The organism is Catenuloplanes sp. NPDC051500, assembly GCF_044454585.1.
GTDB lineage: Bacteria > Actinomycetota > Actinomycetes > Mycobacteriales > Micromonosporaceae > Catenuloplanes.
The window spans coordinates 239,430-253,654 of sequence record NZ_JBITDX010000002.1 but is presented as its reverse complement, the minus strand read 5'-3'; the positions used below and the strand labels follow the sequence as shown (position 1 = coordinate 253,654).

12 protein-coding genes are annotated in these 14,225 nt (G+C 69.8%); 11 read left to right on the top strand and 1 reads right to left on the bottom strand.

Annotated elements, in window-relative coordinates; all coding sequences use genetic code 11:
• The first annotated feature begins 2 nt into the window (after positions 1-2).
• The 11 genes from ACIA8K_RS04120 (at position 3) to metK (ending at position 13,209) form a co-directional block, all read left to right on the top strand.
• Positions 3-1,286 carry a dihydroorotase gene (locus tag ACIA8K_RS04120; RefSeq protein WP_396054758.1) on the top strand — a complete coding sequence of 428 codons (1,284 nt, stop codon included), beginning with the start codon at positions 3-5 and terminating at the stop codon, positions 1,284-1,286.
• A complete protein-coding gene (carA, locus tag ACIA8K_RS04115; RefSeq protein WP_396054756.1) occupies positions 1,283-2,401 on the top strand; it encodes a glutamine-hydrolyzing carbamoyl-phosphate synthase small subunit in 1,119 nt (372 codons plus the stop codon). Before ACIA8K_RS04120 ends, carA begins: the two co-directional genes overlap by 4 nt.
• Positions 2,394-5,729 carry a carbamoyl-phosphate synthase large subunit gene (carB, locus tag ACIA8K_RS04110; RefSeq protein ID WP_396054754.1) on the top strand — a complete coding sequence of 1,112 codons (3,336 nt, stop codon included), beginning with the start codon at positions 2,394-2,396 and terminating at the stop codon, positions 5,727-5,729. The genes carA and carB overlap by 8 nt, the downstream gene beginning before the upstream one ends.
• A 91-nt stretch (positions 5,730-5,820) precedes the next feature.
• Positions 5,821-6,831 (top strand): quinone-dependent dihydroorotate dehydrogenase, encoded by a 1,011-nt coding sequence (locus ACIA8K_RS04105; RefSeq protein ID WP_396054752.1) that lies wholly within the window; start codon positions 5,821-5,823, stop codon positions 6,829-6,831.
• The gene (locus tag ACIA8K_RS04100) at positions 6,828-8,111 is read left to right on the top strand and encodes an adenosylmethionine--8-amino-7-oxononanoate transaminase (protein ID WP_396054750.1); all 1,284 of its coding nucleotides are present in this window, start codon (positions 6,828-6,830) and stop codon (positions 8,109-8,111) included. The genes ACIA8K_RS04105 and ACIA8K_RS04100 overlap by 4 nt, the downstream gene beginning before the upstream one ends.
• A 196-nt stretch (positions 8,112-8,307) precedes the next feature.
• Positions 8,308-9,147, top strand: a complete 840-nt coding sequence (pyrF, locus tag ACIA8K_RS04095) for an orotidine-5'-phosphate decarboxylase (RefSeq protein ID WP_396054748.1) — start codon at positions 8,308-8,310, stop codon at positions 9,145-9,147.
• A 173-nt stretch (positions 9,148-9,320) separates the two neighbouring features.
• Positions 9,321-9,638, top strand: a complete 318-nt coding sequence (mihF, locus tag ACIA8K_RS04090; protein WP_033341759.1) for an integration host factor, actinobacterial type — start codon at positions 9,321-9,323, stop codon at positions 9,636-9,638.
• Between the two features lie 119 nt (positions 9,639-9,757).
• Entirely contained in the window at positions 9,758-10,360 is a 603-nt protein-coding gene (gene gmk, locus ACIA8K_RS04085) for a guanylate kinase (protein WP_396054746.1), read from the top strand.
• Between the two features lie 89 nt (positions 10,361-10,449).
• Positions 10,450-10,713 (top strand): DNA-directed RNA polymerase subunit omega, encoded by a 264-nt coding sequence (rpoZ, locus tag ACIA8K_RS04080; RefSeq protein WP_033341757.1) that lies wholly within the window; start codon positions 10,450-10,452, stop codon positions 10,711-10,713.
• Positions 10,714-10,720: 7 nt separating this feature from the next.
• On the top strand, positions 10,721-11,935 hold the full coding sequence (gene coaBC, locus ACIA8K_RS04075; RefSeq protein WP_396054744.1) for a bifunctional phosphopantothenoylcysteine decarboxylase/phosphopantothenate--cysteine ligase CoaBC: 1,215 nt from the start codon (positions 10,721-10,723) through the stop codon (positions 11,933-11,935).
• Positions 11,936-12,015: 80 nt separating this feature from the next.
• A complete protein-coding gene (gene metK / locus ACIA8K_RS04070) occupies positions 12,016-13,209 on the top strand; it encodes a methionine adenosyltransferase (protein ID WP_396054742.1) in 1,194 nt (397 codons plus the stop codon).
• Between the two features lie 155 nt (positions 13,210-13,364).
• Here the strand turns inward: metK and ACIA8K_RS04065 are convergent, their stop codons facing one another.
• On the bottom strand, positions 13,365-14,219 hold the full coding sequence (locus ACIA8K_RS04065) for an NAD(P)-dependent oxidoreductase (protein WP_396054740.1): 855 nt from the start codon (positions 14,217-14,219) through the stop codon (positions 13,365-13,367).
• Positions 14,220-14,225 lie beyond the last annotated feature (6 nt).

Below are 14,225 nucleotides of genomic sequence, written 5' to 3'. Positions count from 1 at the left end.
CAGTGGCGTACCTGATCACCAACGTCAGCGTCCTGGGCGGCGCGCCGCGTGATCTTCTGATCGAAGACGGCGTCGTCAAAGAGCCAGGATCGGACAAACCAGACAACATCCTCGACGGTACGGGTCTGGTCGCGCTTCCCGGCCTCGTGGACCTGCACACGCACCTGCGCGAGCCCGGCCGTGAGGACGCGGAGACGGTGGAGACCGGCTCCCGGGCCGCCGCGCTCGGTGGCTACACCGCCGTCTGCGCGATGGCGAACACCTCGCCGGTCGCGGACACGGCAGGCGTGGTCGAGCAGGTCTGGCGGCTCGGCCGGGAGGCGGGCCTGGTCGACGTGCAGCCGATCGGCGCGGTCACCGTGGGCCTGGCCGGCGAGCGCCTGGCCGAGCTCGGCGCGATGGCCGACTCCGCCGCCACCGTGCGGATCTTCTCCGACGACGGCCACTGCGTCGCGGACCCGCGCCTGATGCGCCGCGCGCTCGAATACGTCAAGGCGTTCGACGGCGTGGTCGCCCAGCACGCGGAGGAGCCGCGGCTCACCGAGGGCGCGCAGATGCACGAGGGCGAGGTGGCCACCCGGCTCGGCCTGACCGGCTGGCCCGCGGTCGCCGAGGAGGCGATCATCGCGCGGGACGTGCTGCTTGCCGAGCACGTCGGCTCCCGCCTGCACGTCTGCCACCTCTCCACGGCCGGCAGCGTCGAGGTGGTCCGGCAGGCGAAGGCGCGCGGCGTACGGGTGACGGCCGAGGTCACGCCGCATCACCTGGTGCTGACCCACGAGCGGGCGGAGAGCTACGACCCGGTCTTCAAGGTCAACCCGCCGCTGCGTACCCCCGATGACGTGAAGGCTCTTCGCGCCGCGCTTGCGGAAGGCATCATCGACATCGTGGCCACCGATCACGCGCCGCACGCCGTGGAGGACAAGGAGTGCGAGTGGGCGTATGCCCGCCCCGGCATGGTCGGCCTGGAGACCGCGCTCTCGGTGGTGCTCAGCACCGGCTCGCTCGAAAAGGACGGCGAGATCGACTGGGACCTGGTCGCGGAGCGGATGTCGCGCACGCCGGCCCGGATCGCCGGTCTCACCGACCACGGACATGACCCGCTGCCCGGCGCGCCGGCCACGTTCACCCTCGTGGACCCGGCCGCGACCCGGACCGTCGACCCGATGGAGACGGCCAGCCGCAGCAAGAACAACCCCTACGCCGGTATGAGCCTGCCCGGGCGGATCGTCGCGACGTTCCTGCGCGGCGAGCCGACGGTTCTGGACGGAAAGGCAGTGAAGTGAGGAAGCCCGCCATATTGGTCCTGGAGGACGGCCGTGCGTTCCGCGGTGAGTCCTACGGCGCGGAGGGGGAGACGTTCGGCGAGGCCGTCTTCACCACGAGCATGACCGGCTACCAGGAGACGCTTACCGACCCGTCCTTCCACCGCCAGGTCGTGGTGCAGACCGCGCCGCACATCGGCAACACAGGCGTGAACGGCGAGGACGACGAGTCGTCGAAGATCTGGGTCGCCGGGTACGTGGTCCGCGACCCCGCCCGGATCGGCTCCAACTGGCGCGCGACCGGCGGTCTGGGCGAGCGGCTGACCGAGGAGGGCGTGGTCGGGATCAGCGGCATCGACACCCGCGCGCTCACCCGGCACCTGCGCGACCGCGGCGCGATGCGGGTCGGCATCTCCACGGTCGACCTCGACCCGGCGTCGTTGCAGGCGCGGGTGCAGGCCCAGCCGGAGATGCTCGGCGCCGACCTCTCGGCGCAGGTGTCCACCTCCGCCGCCTACACGGTCGAGGCGGAGGGCGAGCACCGGTACACGGTCGCCGCGCTGGACCTGGGCATCAAGGCGAACGTCGCCCGCCGGCTCGCGGCCCGCGGCGTCACCACGCACATCCTGCCGGCCACCTCGTCGCTTGAGGAGCTGCTTGCGGTCTCGCCGGACGCGGTCTTCTTCTCGCCCGGCCCCGGCGACCCGGCCACCGCGGACCACCCGGTCGCGCTTGCCCGCGCGGTGATGGCGAAGAAGGTGCCGCTCTTCGGCATCTGCTTCGGCAGCCAGATCCTCGGGCGCGCGCTCGGCTTCGAGACCTACAAGCTGGGGTACGGCCACCGCGGCATCAACCAGCCGGTGCTCGACAAGACCACCGGCAAGGTCGAGGTGACCTCGCACAACCACGGGTTCGCGGTGAAGGCGCCGCTCAACACCGTGATCGACACCGACTTCGGCGGCGTCGAGGTCTCGCATGTCTGCCTGAACGACGACGTGGTCGAGGGGCTGCGGGCGCTTGAGGTGCCCGCTTTCACTGTCCAGTACCACCCCGAGGCGGCGGCCGGCACGCACGATGCCGACTACCTGTTCGACCGCTTCGTCGAGCTTGTCGAAGGGCGTAAGGCCAATGCCTAAAAGGGACGATCTCAAGCACATCCTGGTCATCGGCTCCGGCCCGATCGTCATCGGCCAGGCCTGCGAGTTCGACTACTCCGGCACCCAGGCCTGCCGCGTGCTGCGCAGCGAGGGCATCCGGGTCAGCCTGGTCAACTCGAACCCGGCGACGATCATGACGGACCCGGAGTTCGCCGACGCCACCTACGTCGAGCCGATCACGCCGGAGTTCGTCGAGCTGGTCATCGCGAAGGAGCGGCCGGACGCGATCCTGGCCACGCTCGGCGGCCAGACCGCGCTGAACACCGCCGTCGCGCTGCACGAGAACGGCGTGCTGGAGAAGTACGGCGTGGAGCTGATCGGCGCGAACATCGACGCCATCCAGCGCGGCGAGGACCGGCAGCTGTTCAAGGAGATCGTCGCCAAGGCCGGCGCCGACACCCCGCGCTCGCGCGTCTGCAAGTCGATGGACGAGGTCCGCGCCACTGTCGCCGAGCTGGGCCTGCCGGTCGTCGTGCGCCCGTCGTTCACCATGGGCGGCCTCGGCTCCGGCATGCCGCACACCATGGAGGACCTGGAGCGCATCGCCGGCGCCGGCCTCTCGTACTCCCCGGTGCACGAGGTGCTGATCGAGGAGAGCGTGCTCGGCTGGAAGGAGTACGAGCTCGAGCTGATGCGCGACCGCCACGACAACGTGGTGGTGGTCTGCTCGATCGAGAACATCGACCCGATGGGCGTGCACACCGGCGACTCGGTCACGGTGGCTCCGGCCATGACGCTCACCGACCGCGAGTACCAGACGCTTCGCGACGTCGGCATCGCGGTGCTGCGCGAGGTCGGCGTGGACACCGGCGGCTGCAACATCCAGTTCGCGATCAACCCGAAGGACGGCCGCCTGGTCGTCATCGAGATGAACCCGCGCGTGTCCCGGTCGTCCGCGCTCGCCTCCAAGGCGACAGGCTTCCCGATCGCGAAGATCGCCGCCAAGCTGGCGATCGGCTACACGCTCGACGAGATCCCGAACGACATCACCAAGGAGACGCCGGCCGCGTTCGAGCCCGCGCTCGACTACGTGGTCGTCAAGATCCCGCGCTTCGCGTTCGAGAAGTTCCCCGGCGCGGACGCGGAGCTGACCACCACGATGAAGTCGGTGGGCGAGGCGATGAGCCTGGGCCGCAACTTCACCGAGGCGCTGAACAAGGCGATGCGCTCGATGGAGACGAAGGCCGGCGGCTTCTGGACCACGCCGGACCCCGCCGATGCCACTGTGGAGAACACGCTCGAGGCGCTGAAGATCCCGCACGACGGCCGTCTCTACACGGTCGAGCGGGCGCTGCGGCTCGGCGCGACGATCGAGCAGGTGCACCTGGCCAGCGGCGGCATCGACCCCTGGTTCCTTGACCAGATCGTCTCGCTTCTGGAACTGCGCGCGGAGATCGAGGCCGCGCCGGTGCTCGATCTCGACCTGCTCAGGGCCGCCAAGCGGGCCGGTCTCTCCGACCGGCAGATCGCCGCGATCCGGCCCGAGCTCGCGGGCGAGGACGGCGTGCGCGTGCTTCGCCACCGCCTCGCGCTGCGGCCGGTCTACAAGACCGTGGACACCTGCGCGGCCGAGTTCGACGCGAAGACGCCGTACCACTACTCGACCTACGACGAGGAGACCGAGGTCGAGCCGTCGGACCGGCCGAAGGTGCTGATCCTCGGCTCCGGCCCGAACCGGATCGGCCAGGGCATCGAGTTCGACTACTCGTGCGTGCACGCGGTGATGGCGCTGCGCGGGGGGGGTCCCCTCGGGGGTGTCAGCTATGAGACCGTCATGGTCAACTGCAACCCGGAGACGGTCTCCACCGACTACGACACCGCGGACCGGCTCTACTTCGAGCCGCTCACGTTCGAGGACGTGCTTGAGGTCTTCCACTCCGAGGACACCTCAGGCAAGGCCGCGGGCGGGCCCGGCGTGATCGGCGTGGTCGTGCAGCTCGGCGGCCAGACGCCGCTCGGCCTGGCCCAGCGCCTCAAGGACGCGGGCGTGCCGATCGTCGGCACCAGCCCGGAGTCGATCCACCTGGCCGAGCACCGGGGCGCGTTCGGCGCGGTGCTGGCCAAGGCGGGGCTGCGCGCGCCGGACCACGGCACCGCTGTCAGCTTCGAGGACGCCAAGGCGATCGCGGACGAGATCGGCTACCCGGTGCTGGTCCGGCCGTCGTACGTGCTCGGCGGCCGCGGTATGGAGATCGTCTATGACGAGCCCACGCTCGCCGACTACATCGGACGCGCGACGGAGATCTCCGAGAGCCACCCGGTGCTCGTCGACAGGTTCCTTGACGACGCGATCGAGATCGACGTGGACGCGCTCTGCGACGCGGACGGCGAGGTCTACCTCGGCGGCGTCATGGAGCACATCGAGGAGGCCGGCATCCACTCCGGCGACTCCTCCTGCGTGCTGCCGCCGATGACGCTGGCCGGCCCGCACCTGGAGCAGGTCCGCCGGTACACGGTGGAGATCGCGCGCGGCGTCGGCGTCCGCGGGCTGCTCAACGTGCAGTACGCACTCAAGGACGACATCCTCTACGTGCTCGAGGCGAACCCGCGCGCGTCCCGGACCGTGCCGTTCGTGTCCAAGGCGACAGCGGTCCCGCTTGCCAAGGCCGCTGCCCGGATCATGCTCGGCGCCACAATCGCCGAGCTGCGCACCGAGGGCATCCTGCCGGCCGAGGGCGACGGCGGGCACCTGCCGGACAACGCGCCGATCGCGGTCAAGGAGGCGGTACTGCCGTTCAAGCGGTTCCGCACGCCGGCCGGCAAGGGCGTCGACAGCCTGCTCGGGCCGGAGATGAAGTCCACAGGCGAGGTGATGGGCATCGACACCGGATTCGGCCAGGCGTTCGCGAAGTCGCAGGCCGCCGCGTACGGTTCGCTGCCCACCTCCGGCAGGGTGTTCGTCTCCGTCGCCAACCGGGACAAGCGCGGCATGATCTTCCCGATCAAGCGGCTGGCCGACCTCGGCTTCGAGATCGTCACCACCGCCGGGACCGGCGAGGTGCTGCGGCGGTACGGCATCCCGTGCGAGATCGTGCCGAAGCACTACGAGGGGCCTGGCACCAACGCGGTCGAGCTGATCGTGCGGGGCGAGATCAGCCTGGTGATCAACACGCCGCAGGGCTCCGGGGCACACGCGCGCTCGGACGGCTACGAGATCCGCAGTGCGGCAGTGACCGCTGACATCCCGTGCATCACCACGGTGCCGGGCGCGTCCGCCGCGGTGATGGGCATCGAGGCCACGATCAACGGGCAGATGCAGGTCCGGCCGCTGCAGGATCTGCACGCGGCGATGAAGGCGGCTCAGTGAACCCCCTTCCTCGCGGCACGGGCCGCTCAGGCGAGGCCGATGTCCACGCGTTCCGCGTGATCAGGGCCGGGACCGCGATGAAGGGCGTCAAGTGATCTGGGAGCAGTTCGCCCGCCCGGCGCTGTTCCGGGTCGGGGGCGGGGATGCGGAGCGGGCGCACGAGTGGACACTGCAGCGGCTGGCGCAGCTCTCGGGCGTACCCTCGGCGCTGTCGATCTTGTCTGGAAAGTACGGGACCGATAACCCGGTCGACGTGTTCGGCGTGCGGTTCCCGAACCCGGTGGGGCTCGCGGCCGGCATGGACAAGAACGGGGTCGCGCTTGCCGCGTGGCCGGCGCTCGGCTTCGGGTTCGTGGAGGCGGGCACTGTCACCGCGCTCGCGCAACCGGGCAACGAGAAGCCGCGCGTGTTCCGGCTGCGGCAGTCCGCCGCCGTGATCAACCGGATGGGGTTCAACAACGAGGGCGCGGCCGCGCTGGCGGAGCGGCTGGGGCAGAAGCTCCCGGTTCCGCTCGGCATCAGCCTCGGGAAGTCCAAGGTCACGCCGCTGGAGGACGCGGTCGAGGATTATCTGACCTCGCTGCGGCTGCTCAAGGCGCACGCGGACTACATCGCGGTGAATGTCTCCTCGCCGAACACGCCGGGGCTGCGGCAGTTGCAGGGGCGTGAGCACCTGAGTGAGCTGCTCGGCGCGCTGGTCAAGGAGGCGGACGGGCTGCCGGTGCTTGTGAAGATCGCGCCGGACCTGACTGACGCCGCGATCGGCGAGGCGCTTGAGGTCTGCGCGGACACCGGTGTGGCCGGGATCATCGCGACCAACACCACGCTGGCCCGTGACGGTCTCGCGCCCGCGGATCTCTCCACATCGGAGCAGGTAGGCGGCCTGTCCGGGCGCCCGCTCACCCGGCGGGCGCGCGAGGTGGTCTCGTTCGTGCACCGGGAGACCGACGGGAACCTGCCGATCATCGGCGTCGGCGGGATCATGACGCCGGACGACGCGGCCCGGATGTTCGACGCGGGCGCCGCGCTGATCCAGCTCTACACCGGATTCATCTACGGCGGGCCCGCGCTGGTGCGGGCCGCGGCCTCGGTCCGGCGATGACCGCGCCGGACGAGCTGCTGCGGCTGGACCGGGCGCACGTCTGGCACCCCTACGGCCCGATGCCCGGCCGCTCCGAGCCCTTCGTGGTCTCGGAAGCGGCCGGCGCGGTGCTCACGCTCGCGGACGGCCGCGAGCTGATCGACGGCATGTCCAGCTGGTGGGCGGCGATCCACGGCTACCGGCACCCGGTGCTGGACGAGGCGGTCCGCGACCAGCTCGGCCGGATGAGCCACGTGATGTTCGGCGGGCTCACCCACGAGCCGGCCGTCACGCTGGCCCGGACGCTCGTCGAGCTGACGCCGGACGGCCTGGAGCACGTGTTCCTCTGCGACTCCGGCTCGGTGAGTGTCGAGGTCGCGTTCAAGATGGCGTTGCAGTACCAGCGCGCTGTCGGGCGTCCGGAGCGGCAGCGGCTCGCCACCTGGCGCGGCGGCTACCACGGCGACACCTGGAACCCGATGAGCGTGACCGATCCGGACGGCGGGATGCACGCGCTCTGGACCGGCGTGCTGCCCCGGCAGGTCTTCGCGCCGCCCCCGCCCGGGGACTTCGACTCGCCGCTCGACGGGTCCTACGTGGACACGCTGGTGCGGACCGTGGCGGAGAACGCGGACACGCTTGCCGCGGTGATCGTGGAGCCGGTGGTGCAGGGGGCGGGCGGCATGCGCTTCCACAACCCCGGCTATCTCCGGATTTTGCGGGATATCACCGCACAGCACGGGATTCTGCTGATTTTTGACGAGATCGCGACCGGGTTCGGGCGGACCGGCGAGTTCTTCGCGGCCGATCACGCCGGCGTCGTGCCGGACGTGATGTGCGTGGGCAAGGCGCTGACCGGCGGTTACCTGACGCTGGCTGCCGCACTGTGCACGAGCGAGGTGGCGCGGGCCGTCTCGGACGGGGAGGGCGGCGGGCTGGCGCACGGGCCGACGTTCATGGGCAACCCGCTGGCCTGCGCGGTCGCGAACGCCTCCATCGCGCTCCTGCGGGGTCAGGACTGGTCCGGGCGGGTTCGCGGGCTGGAAAAGGGACTTCGAGTGGTTCTGGAGCCTCTCAGCGGGTTTGCGGGCGTTCGTGACGTGCGCGTGCTTGGCGGGATCGGCGTGGTGCAGCTTGACCACCCGGTCGACATGCGGGCGGCGACGGAGGCGGCGGCCGGCGAGGGCGTCTGGCTGCGGCCGTTCCGGGACCTGATCTACACGATGCCGCCGTACATCACGACCGACGAGCAGATCGTCCGCATCGGACGCGGCATCGCCGCCGCGGCCGCCGCCGGCTAGATCCCCTCTGCTCCGCAGGCAGCGCCGCCTGTTCTGTTCCGCAGGCAGTGATACCTGTTCTGCTCCGCAGAAAGTCAAGACCCCTGATCGGGGGTACGACGGCAGAGTTGTCTGTCGGGTACCGGACTAAAACACGATTTAGCGGTAGGAACACGACGTGGCCGCCCCCGGGTGGCCCGAGGAAAGGGCGTGTCCGATGGAGAGCTTCGGGGTCCGGCTGAACCGGATGACGGCCGCGCGCGGCCCACTGTGCGTCGGAATCGACCCGCACGCGGGTCTGCTGGAGCGATGGGGTCTGAGCAACGACATCGAGGGCCTCACGCGGTTCAGCGAGACGGTCGTGGAGGCCCTCGCGGACAGGGTCGCGGTGTTCAAGCCACAATCGGCCTTTTACGAACAATTCGGATCTAAGGGACTGGCGGTCCTTGAGTCAATTATCCGACAGTTACGGGAGGCCGGAGCGCTTGTCCTGCTGGACGTGAAGCGGGGCGACATCGGCTCGACTGTGGCCGCGTACGCGACCGCGTACCTTGATCCATCCAGCCCGCTGTATGTCGACGCGATCACCGCCAGCCCGTTCCTCGGGGTCGGATCGCTGGCTCCGATGTTCGACCTGGCGACGAAGAATGGCGGCGGCGTTTTCGTTCTCGCGCTCACGTCAAATCCGGAAGGGCGTTCCGTTCAGCACGCGGTCGCCGCGGACGGCCGAACTGTCGCGCAAACGGTGATTGACGAGATTTCCCAGGTCAACGCGGGTGTGACGCCGATCGGAAGCATGGGTCTCGTCGTGGGCGCCACGGTGGGTGACACCGGACATGATCTTTCTAAGGTCAACGGTCCGCTGCTCGCGCCGGGTCTTGGGGCCCAGGGTGGTACCGCTCGGGACCTACGCACCGTGTTCGGCTCCGCGATCGGCTCGGTGCTTCCGACGTACTCCCGCGAAGTTCTCGGAAAGGGTCCGGAAATTGCCGGGCTGAGGGCCGCCGCGGACCGTGCGCTGGACGACGTCAGGGCGGCATTGTCCGCCGTGAGCTGAGTAATTGCCTAGTCACGCTTAGTCGATCATGGTGTGGCCACGTTGCCGAAAGCCGCGCTGACCGCTAGTTTTCCCGGCGCTGGGAACCACATGCCCCTTTGGTTCCTGGTCACACCACGTTTCACAGAGCGCCGGCAGTGAACGCCGGCGCGTAAGGGACCTGAGGAGAACTGGTGCCGCTCCCGTCACTGAGCCCCGAACAGCGTGCAGCCGCGCTGGAGAAGGCTGCTGAGATCCGTAAGGCTCGTGCTCAGCTCAAGGAGGAGCTCAAGCAGGGTAAGACGACCCTCGCCTCCGTGCTCGACCGCGCTGAGGGCGACGACGTCGTCGGCAAGCTGAAGGTTTCGGCCGTCCTCCAGGCGCTGCCGGGCATCGGCAAGATCCGGGCCACCCAGATCATGGAGAAGCTCAAGATCGCCGAGAGCCGTCGCCTTCGTGGCCTCGGCGAGCAGCAGCGCAAGGCTCTGCTCGCGGAGTTCGCGACCAACTGAGCCCTTTCAAGGCTCTGTCCACGGTCGGACACGCTCCGTGCGGGTCTGTGGCGAACACCGGGAATCCGGGGTTCGCTGCAGGCCCGTGCGGGGCACCGTGTAGGAATTAGCTTGTGAGCATGAGTGACGACGCCCGCCCGCCAGCCCGGCTCACCGTCCTCTCCGGCCCCTCAGGGGTCGGCAAGGACAGCGTGATCGAGCTGATCCGCCTGCGTTCGCCGTGGATCTGGCTGTCAGTTTCGGCCACCACCCGGCGAATGCGTGACTACGAGGTCGAGGGCGAGCACTACTTCTTCGTCGACCGCGCCGAGTTCGAGCGCCTGCGCGCCGGTGACCAGCTGCTTGAGTGGGCCGAGTTCGCAGGCAACCTCTACGGCACGCCCCGTGGCCCGGTCGAGGCCCGGCTGCGCGAGGGTGCGCCGGTGCTTCTGAAGATCGACCTCCAGGGCGCCCGGCAGGTCAAGGCCGCCATGCCCGAGGCCCAGCTGGTGTTCCTGGCCCCGCCCTCGGTCGAGGAGCTGCGCCGCCGCCTGATCGGCCGTGGCACCGACGACGAGGAGACCATCCGCCGGCGCCTGGCGCACGCGGACGAGGAGCTGGCCGCGCAGTCGCTCTTCGACCAGACGATCGTCAACGACTACGTCGAGCGGGCCGCTGACGAGCTGGTAGGGTTGCTCAGTTCGCCATTATTGACACCGGCGCAACCGCAGCCTCAGACTTGATCATTTGGTTGCACTCCGGTGCGGCAGTGCTGTACTCCGGTGCAGCCGCACCACTTCCGCCGTCGACCGATGTAGGGGTTTGACACACCGTGGGAATCATCGCTGACCCGCAAGGCATCACCAGCCCGCCCATCGACGAGCTGCTGGAGAAGACCACCTCCAAGTACGCGCTCGTGATCTTCGCCGCCAAGCGTGCCCGCCAGGTCAACGCGTACTACAGCCAGCTCGGCGAGGGCCTGCTGGAGTACGTCGGCCCGCTTGTCGAGACCACGCCGCAGGAGAAGCCGCTCTCCATCGCCATGCGCGAGATCAACTCCGGCCTGCTCACGGCAGAGCCGACCGACGCGCCGTAATGCCACGATGAGCCCGCAGGTCGTCCTCGGAGTCGGGGGCGGAATCGCCGCCTACAAGGCGTGTGAGCTTCTGCGGTTGCTCACCGAGTCCGGTCACCGGGTCCGGGTGGTGCCCACCGCCGCCGCGTTGCGGTTCGTGGGCGCCCCGACCTGGGCCGCGCTCTCCGGCCAGCCCGTCTCCGACGAGGTCTGGGACGGCGTGCACGAGGTCCCGCACGTGCGGATCGGCAAGAGCGCCGACCTCGTCCTGGTCGCGCCCGCCACCGCGGATCTGATGGCCCGGGCCGCGCACGGCCTGGCCGATGATCTGTTGACGAACACGCTGCTCACCGCGCGCTGTCCGGTGATCTTCGCCCCGGCCATGCACACCGAGATGTGGGAGCACCCGGCCACGGTCGCCAACGTGGCGCTGCTGCGTGAGCGGGGCAACCTGGTGATCGAGCCCGCCTCCGGCCGTCTGACCGGCGCTGACACCGGCAAGGGCCGGCTTCCCGACCCGGCGGCGATCTTCGCGTTCGCGCGGCGGGTGCTGGCGCGAGGCGTACCCCCGCAGGCACCTGATCTTGCTGGGAAGCACGTCGTCGTCACCGCCGGCGGCACGCGCGAGCCGCTCGACCCGGTCCGGTTCCTCGGGAACCGGTCGTCCGGCAAGCAGGGGTACGCGTTCGCGACCGCTGCCGCCGCACGTGGCGCCCGGGTGACGCTCGTCTCAGCGAACGTGTCGCTCGGTGACCCGCCCGGCGCCGACGTGATCCGCGTCGGCACCACCGAGGAGCTGCGCAAGGCCGTGGTCGAGGCCGCGGACGGCGCGGACGTGGTGGTGATGGCCGCCGCCCCGGCCGACTTCCGGCCCGCCGCGGTCGCCGGTCAGAAGATCAAGAAATCGGACGACGGGGCCGCGCCGGTCATCGAGCTGGTCACCAATCCGGACATCGCTGCCGAACTCGGCGCGCGCAAGCGGCCCGGGCAGGTGCTTGTCGCGTTCGCCGCCGAGACGCACGACGCGATCGAGAACGCGCGCGGCAAGCTTGTCCGCAAACGCGCCGACCTGATCGTCGTCAACGAGGTCGGCGTGGACAAGGTCTTCGGCTCCGACTCGAACGCAGCTACGGTTTTAGCAGCTGACGGCTCCGCGACAGAGTTCGGCGAGCGCCCCAAGGAAGATCTGGCGGACGCCGTGCTCGATCTGGTAGTCAGACAGCTAAGCTCGACCACCGCCTAGGGCTTCCCTTCCTACCCCATGGATTTGGTAGACAACTAGGCTGCACTGCAGTTCTCATTCGACTTACCTAGAGGAGCACCGTGGCACGCCGTCTGTTCACCTCCGAATCGGTCACGGAGGGCCACCCAGACAAGATCGCTGACCAGATCAGCGACGGCATTCTGGACGCGCTCCTCGCGCAGGACCCGGCCAGCCGGGTCGCCGTGGAGACGCTCATCACCACCGGCCAGGTCCACGTCGCCGGCGAGGTGACCACGAAGGCGTACGCCGACATCCCCACGATCGTCCGCGACACGATCCTGGCCATCGGCTACGACTCCTCGAAGAAGGGCTTCGACGGCGCGTCCTGCGGCGTCAGCATCTCGATCGGCGCGCAGTCCCCGGACATCGCGCAGGGCGTCGACACCGCGCTCGAGGCCCGCGAGGGCGAGTCCGACCACCTGCTCGACTCGCAGGGCGCCGGCGACCAGGGCATGATGTTCGGCTTCGCCTGCTCGGAGACGCCCGAGCTGATGCCGCTGCCGATCGCGCTCGCGCACCGCCTGGCCCGCCGCCTGTCCCAGGTCCGCAAGGACGGCACCGTGCCGTACCTGCGCCCGGACGGCAAGACCCAGGTCACCATCGAGTACGACGGCCTGCGCCCGGTCCGCCTGGACACCGTCGTGGTCTCCACCCAGCACGCCGCGGACATCTCGCTCGAGTCGCTGCTCACGCCGGACATCCGCGAGCACGTGATCGCGCCGGAGCTGGAGGGCCTCGGCATCGAGACCGACGGCTACCGCCTGCTTGTGAACCCGACCGGCCGCTTCGAGATCGGCGGCCCGATGGGCGACGCCGGCCTCACCGGTCGCAAGATCATCGTCGACACGTACGGCGGCTACGCCCGGCACGGCGGCGGCGCGTTCTCCGGCAAGGACCCGTCGAAGGTCGACCGCTCCGCCGCCTACGCCATGCGCTGGGTCGCGAAGAACGTCGTCGCCGCCGGCCTCGCGGAGCGCTGCGAGACCCAGGTCGCCTACGCCATCGGCAAGGCGCACCCGGTCAGCCTCTTCGTCGAGACCTTCGGCACCGAGAACGTGCCGGTCGAGCGCATCGAGAAGGCGATCAACGAGGTCTTCGACCTCCGCCCCGCCGCCATCGTCCGCGACCTGGACCTGAAGCGCCCGATCTACCAGCAGACCGCCGCCTACGGCCACTTCGGCCGCGAGCTGCCCGACCTGCGCTGGGAGTCCACCGACCGCGCCGCCGACCTGAAGTCGGCCGCGGGCGCCTGATCCCACTCTCAGAAGGCCCGGAAAGCGTCTCGGCGCTCTCCGGGCCTTCTTGCGTCCAGACACCGGTCTGCCGTGTATGCCCCGGCGGGCTCAGCTCGTCCTGGACGAGATTTTCGGGGTCGAGTGAGCCTCCGGGGCGGTCGGGCGAGGCGGCCCTAGCTGTCGCGGGCTTCCAGGACCTGGAGGAGGGCGATGAAGTCGTCGAGGCCGTGGCCCTGGACGACGGTCTCCTCGATCAGGCGGGTCAGGGTTTCGGTGAGCGGGGTGGAGGCGCCGGCGGCACGTGCGGCGCCGGCCACCAGCTGGAGGTTCTTCAGAACGTCGGCGGTGCCGGCCTGGCGGGAGAAGTCGCGGGTGGCGAGCTTGGCGGACTTGACGCGGGAGATGCCGCTGGCCATCTGGCTGTTGTCGACGACGGAACGAAGCGTGCCCAGGTCGAGCCCGTGGCGGGCGGCGAAGTGGAACGACTCGACAAGGCCGACGACGCTTGACAGCATGAAGATGTTTGTGGCCAGCTTCATGGTGAGCGCGTCCGGCACCGGGCCGCACAGGACCGTTTCGCGGCACATCGGCGCCAGCAGCGGGCGGACCGTCTCCACCGCGGCCGGGTCGCCGGCCAGCATCGCGACCAGCTCGCCCTTCTCGGCGGGGATGCGGGAGCCGGAGACCGGCGCCTCGACGTAGGTGCCGCCGGCGGCCCGGACGGCCGACTCCAGCCGGGACGAGTCCTCCGGCGCGATGGTGCCCATGTGGACCACGATGCGGCCGGTCAGGTCGATGCCGTCGAGGACCGTGTCCGCGGCGGCGGCGTCGGCAAGCATCAGGATGACGACCTCGGCCTGCGCGAAGACGTCGGCGGCGGTCGACGCGACGCATGCGCCGGCCGCTCGCACCGGCTCGGTGCGGGAGACGGTGCGGTTCCACACGACGAGGTCGGCGCCGGAACGCGCGAGATTGAGTGCCATGGGCTGGCCGATCGTGCCCAGGCCGATGAAACCAACTGATGTCACAGTGTC

Coding starts and splice junctions, on each gene's coding strand:
- pyrF (WP_396054748.1), top strand. CDS start 8,308: ATGGAGAGCTTCGGGGTCCGGCTGAACCGGATGACGGCCGCGCGCGGC.
- ACIA8K_RS04100 (WP_396054750.1), top strand. CDS start 6,828: ATGACCGCGCCGGACGAGCTGCTGCGGCTGGACCGGGCGCACGTCTGG.
- gmk (WP_396054746.1), top strand. CDS start 9,758: ATGAGTGACGACGCCCGCCCGCCAGCCCGGCTCACCGTCCTCTCCGGC.
- carB (WP_396054754.1), top strand. CDS start 2,394: ATGCCTAAAAGGGACGATCTCAAGCACATCCTGGTCATCGGCTCCGGC.
- coaBC (WP_396054744.1), top strand. CDS start 10,721: ATGAGCCCGCAGGTCGTCCTCGGAGTCGGGGGCGGAATCGCCGCCTAC.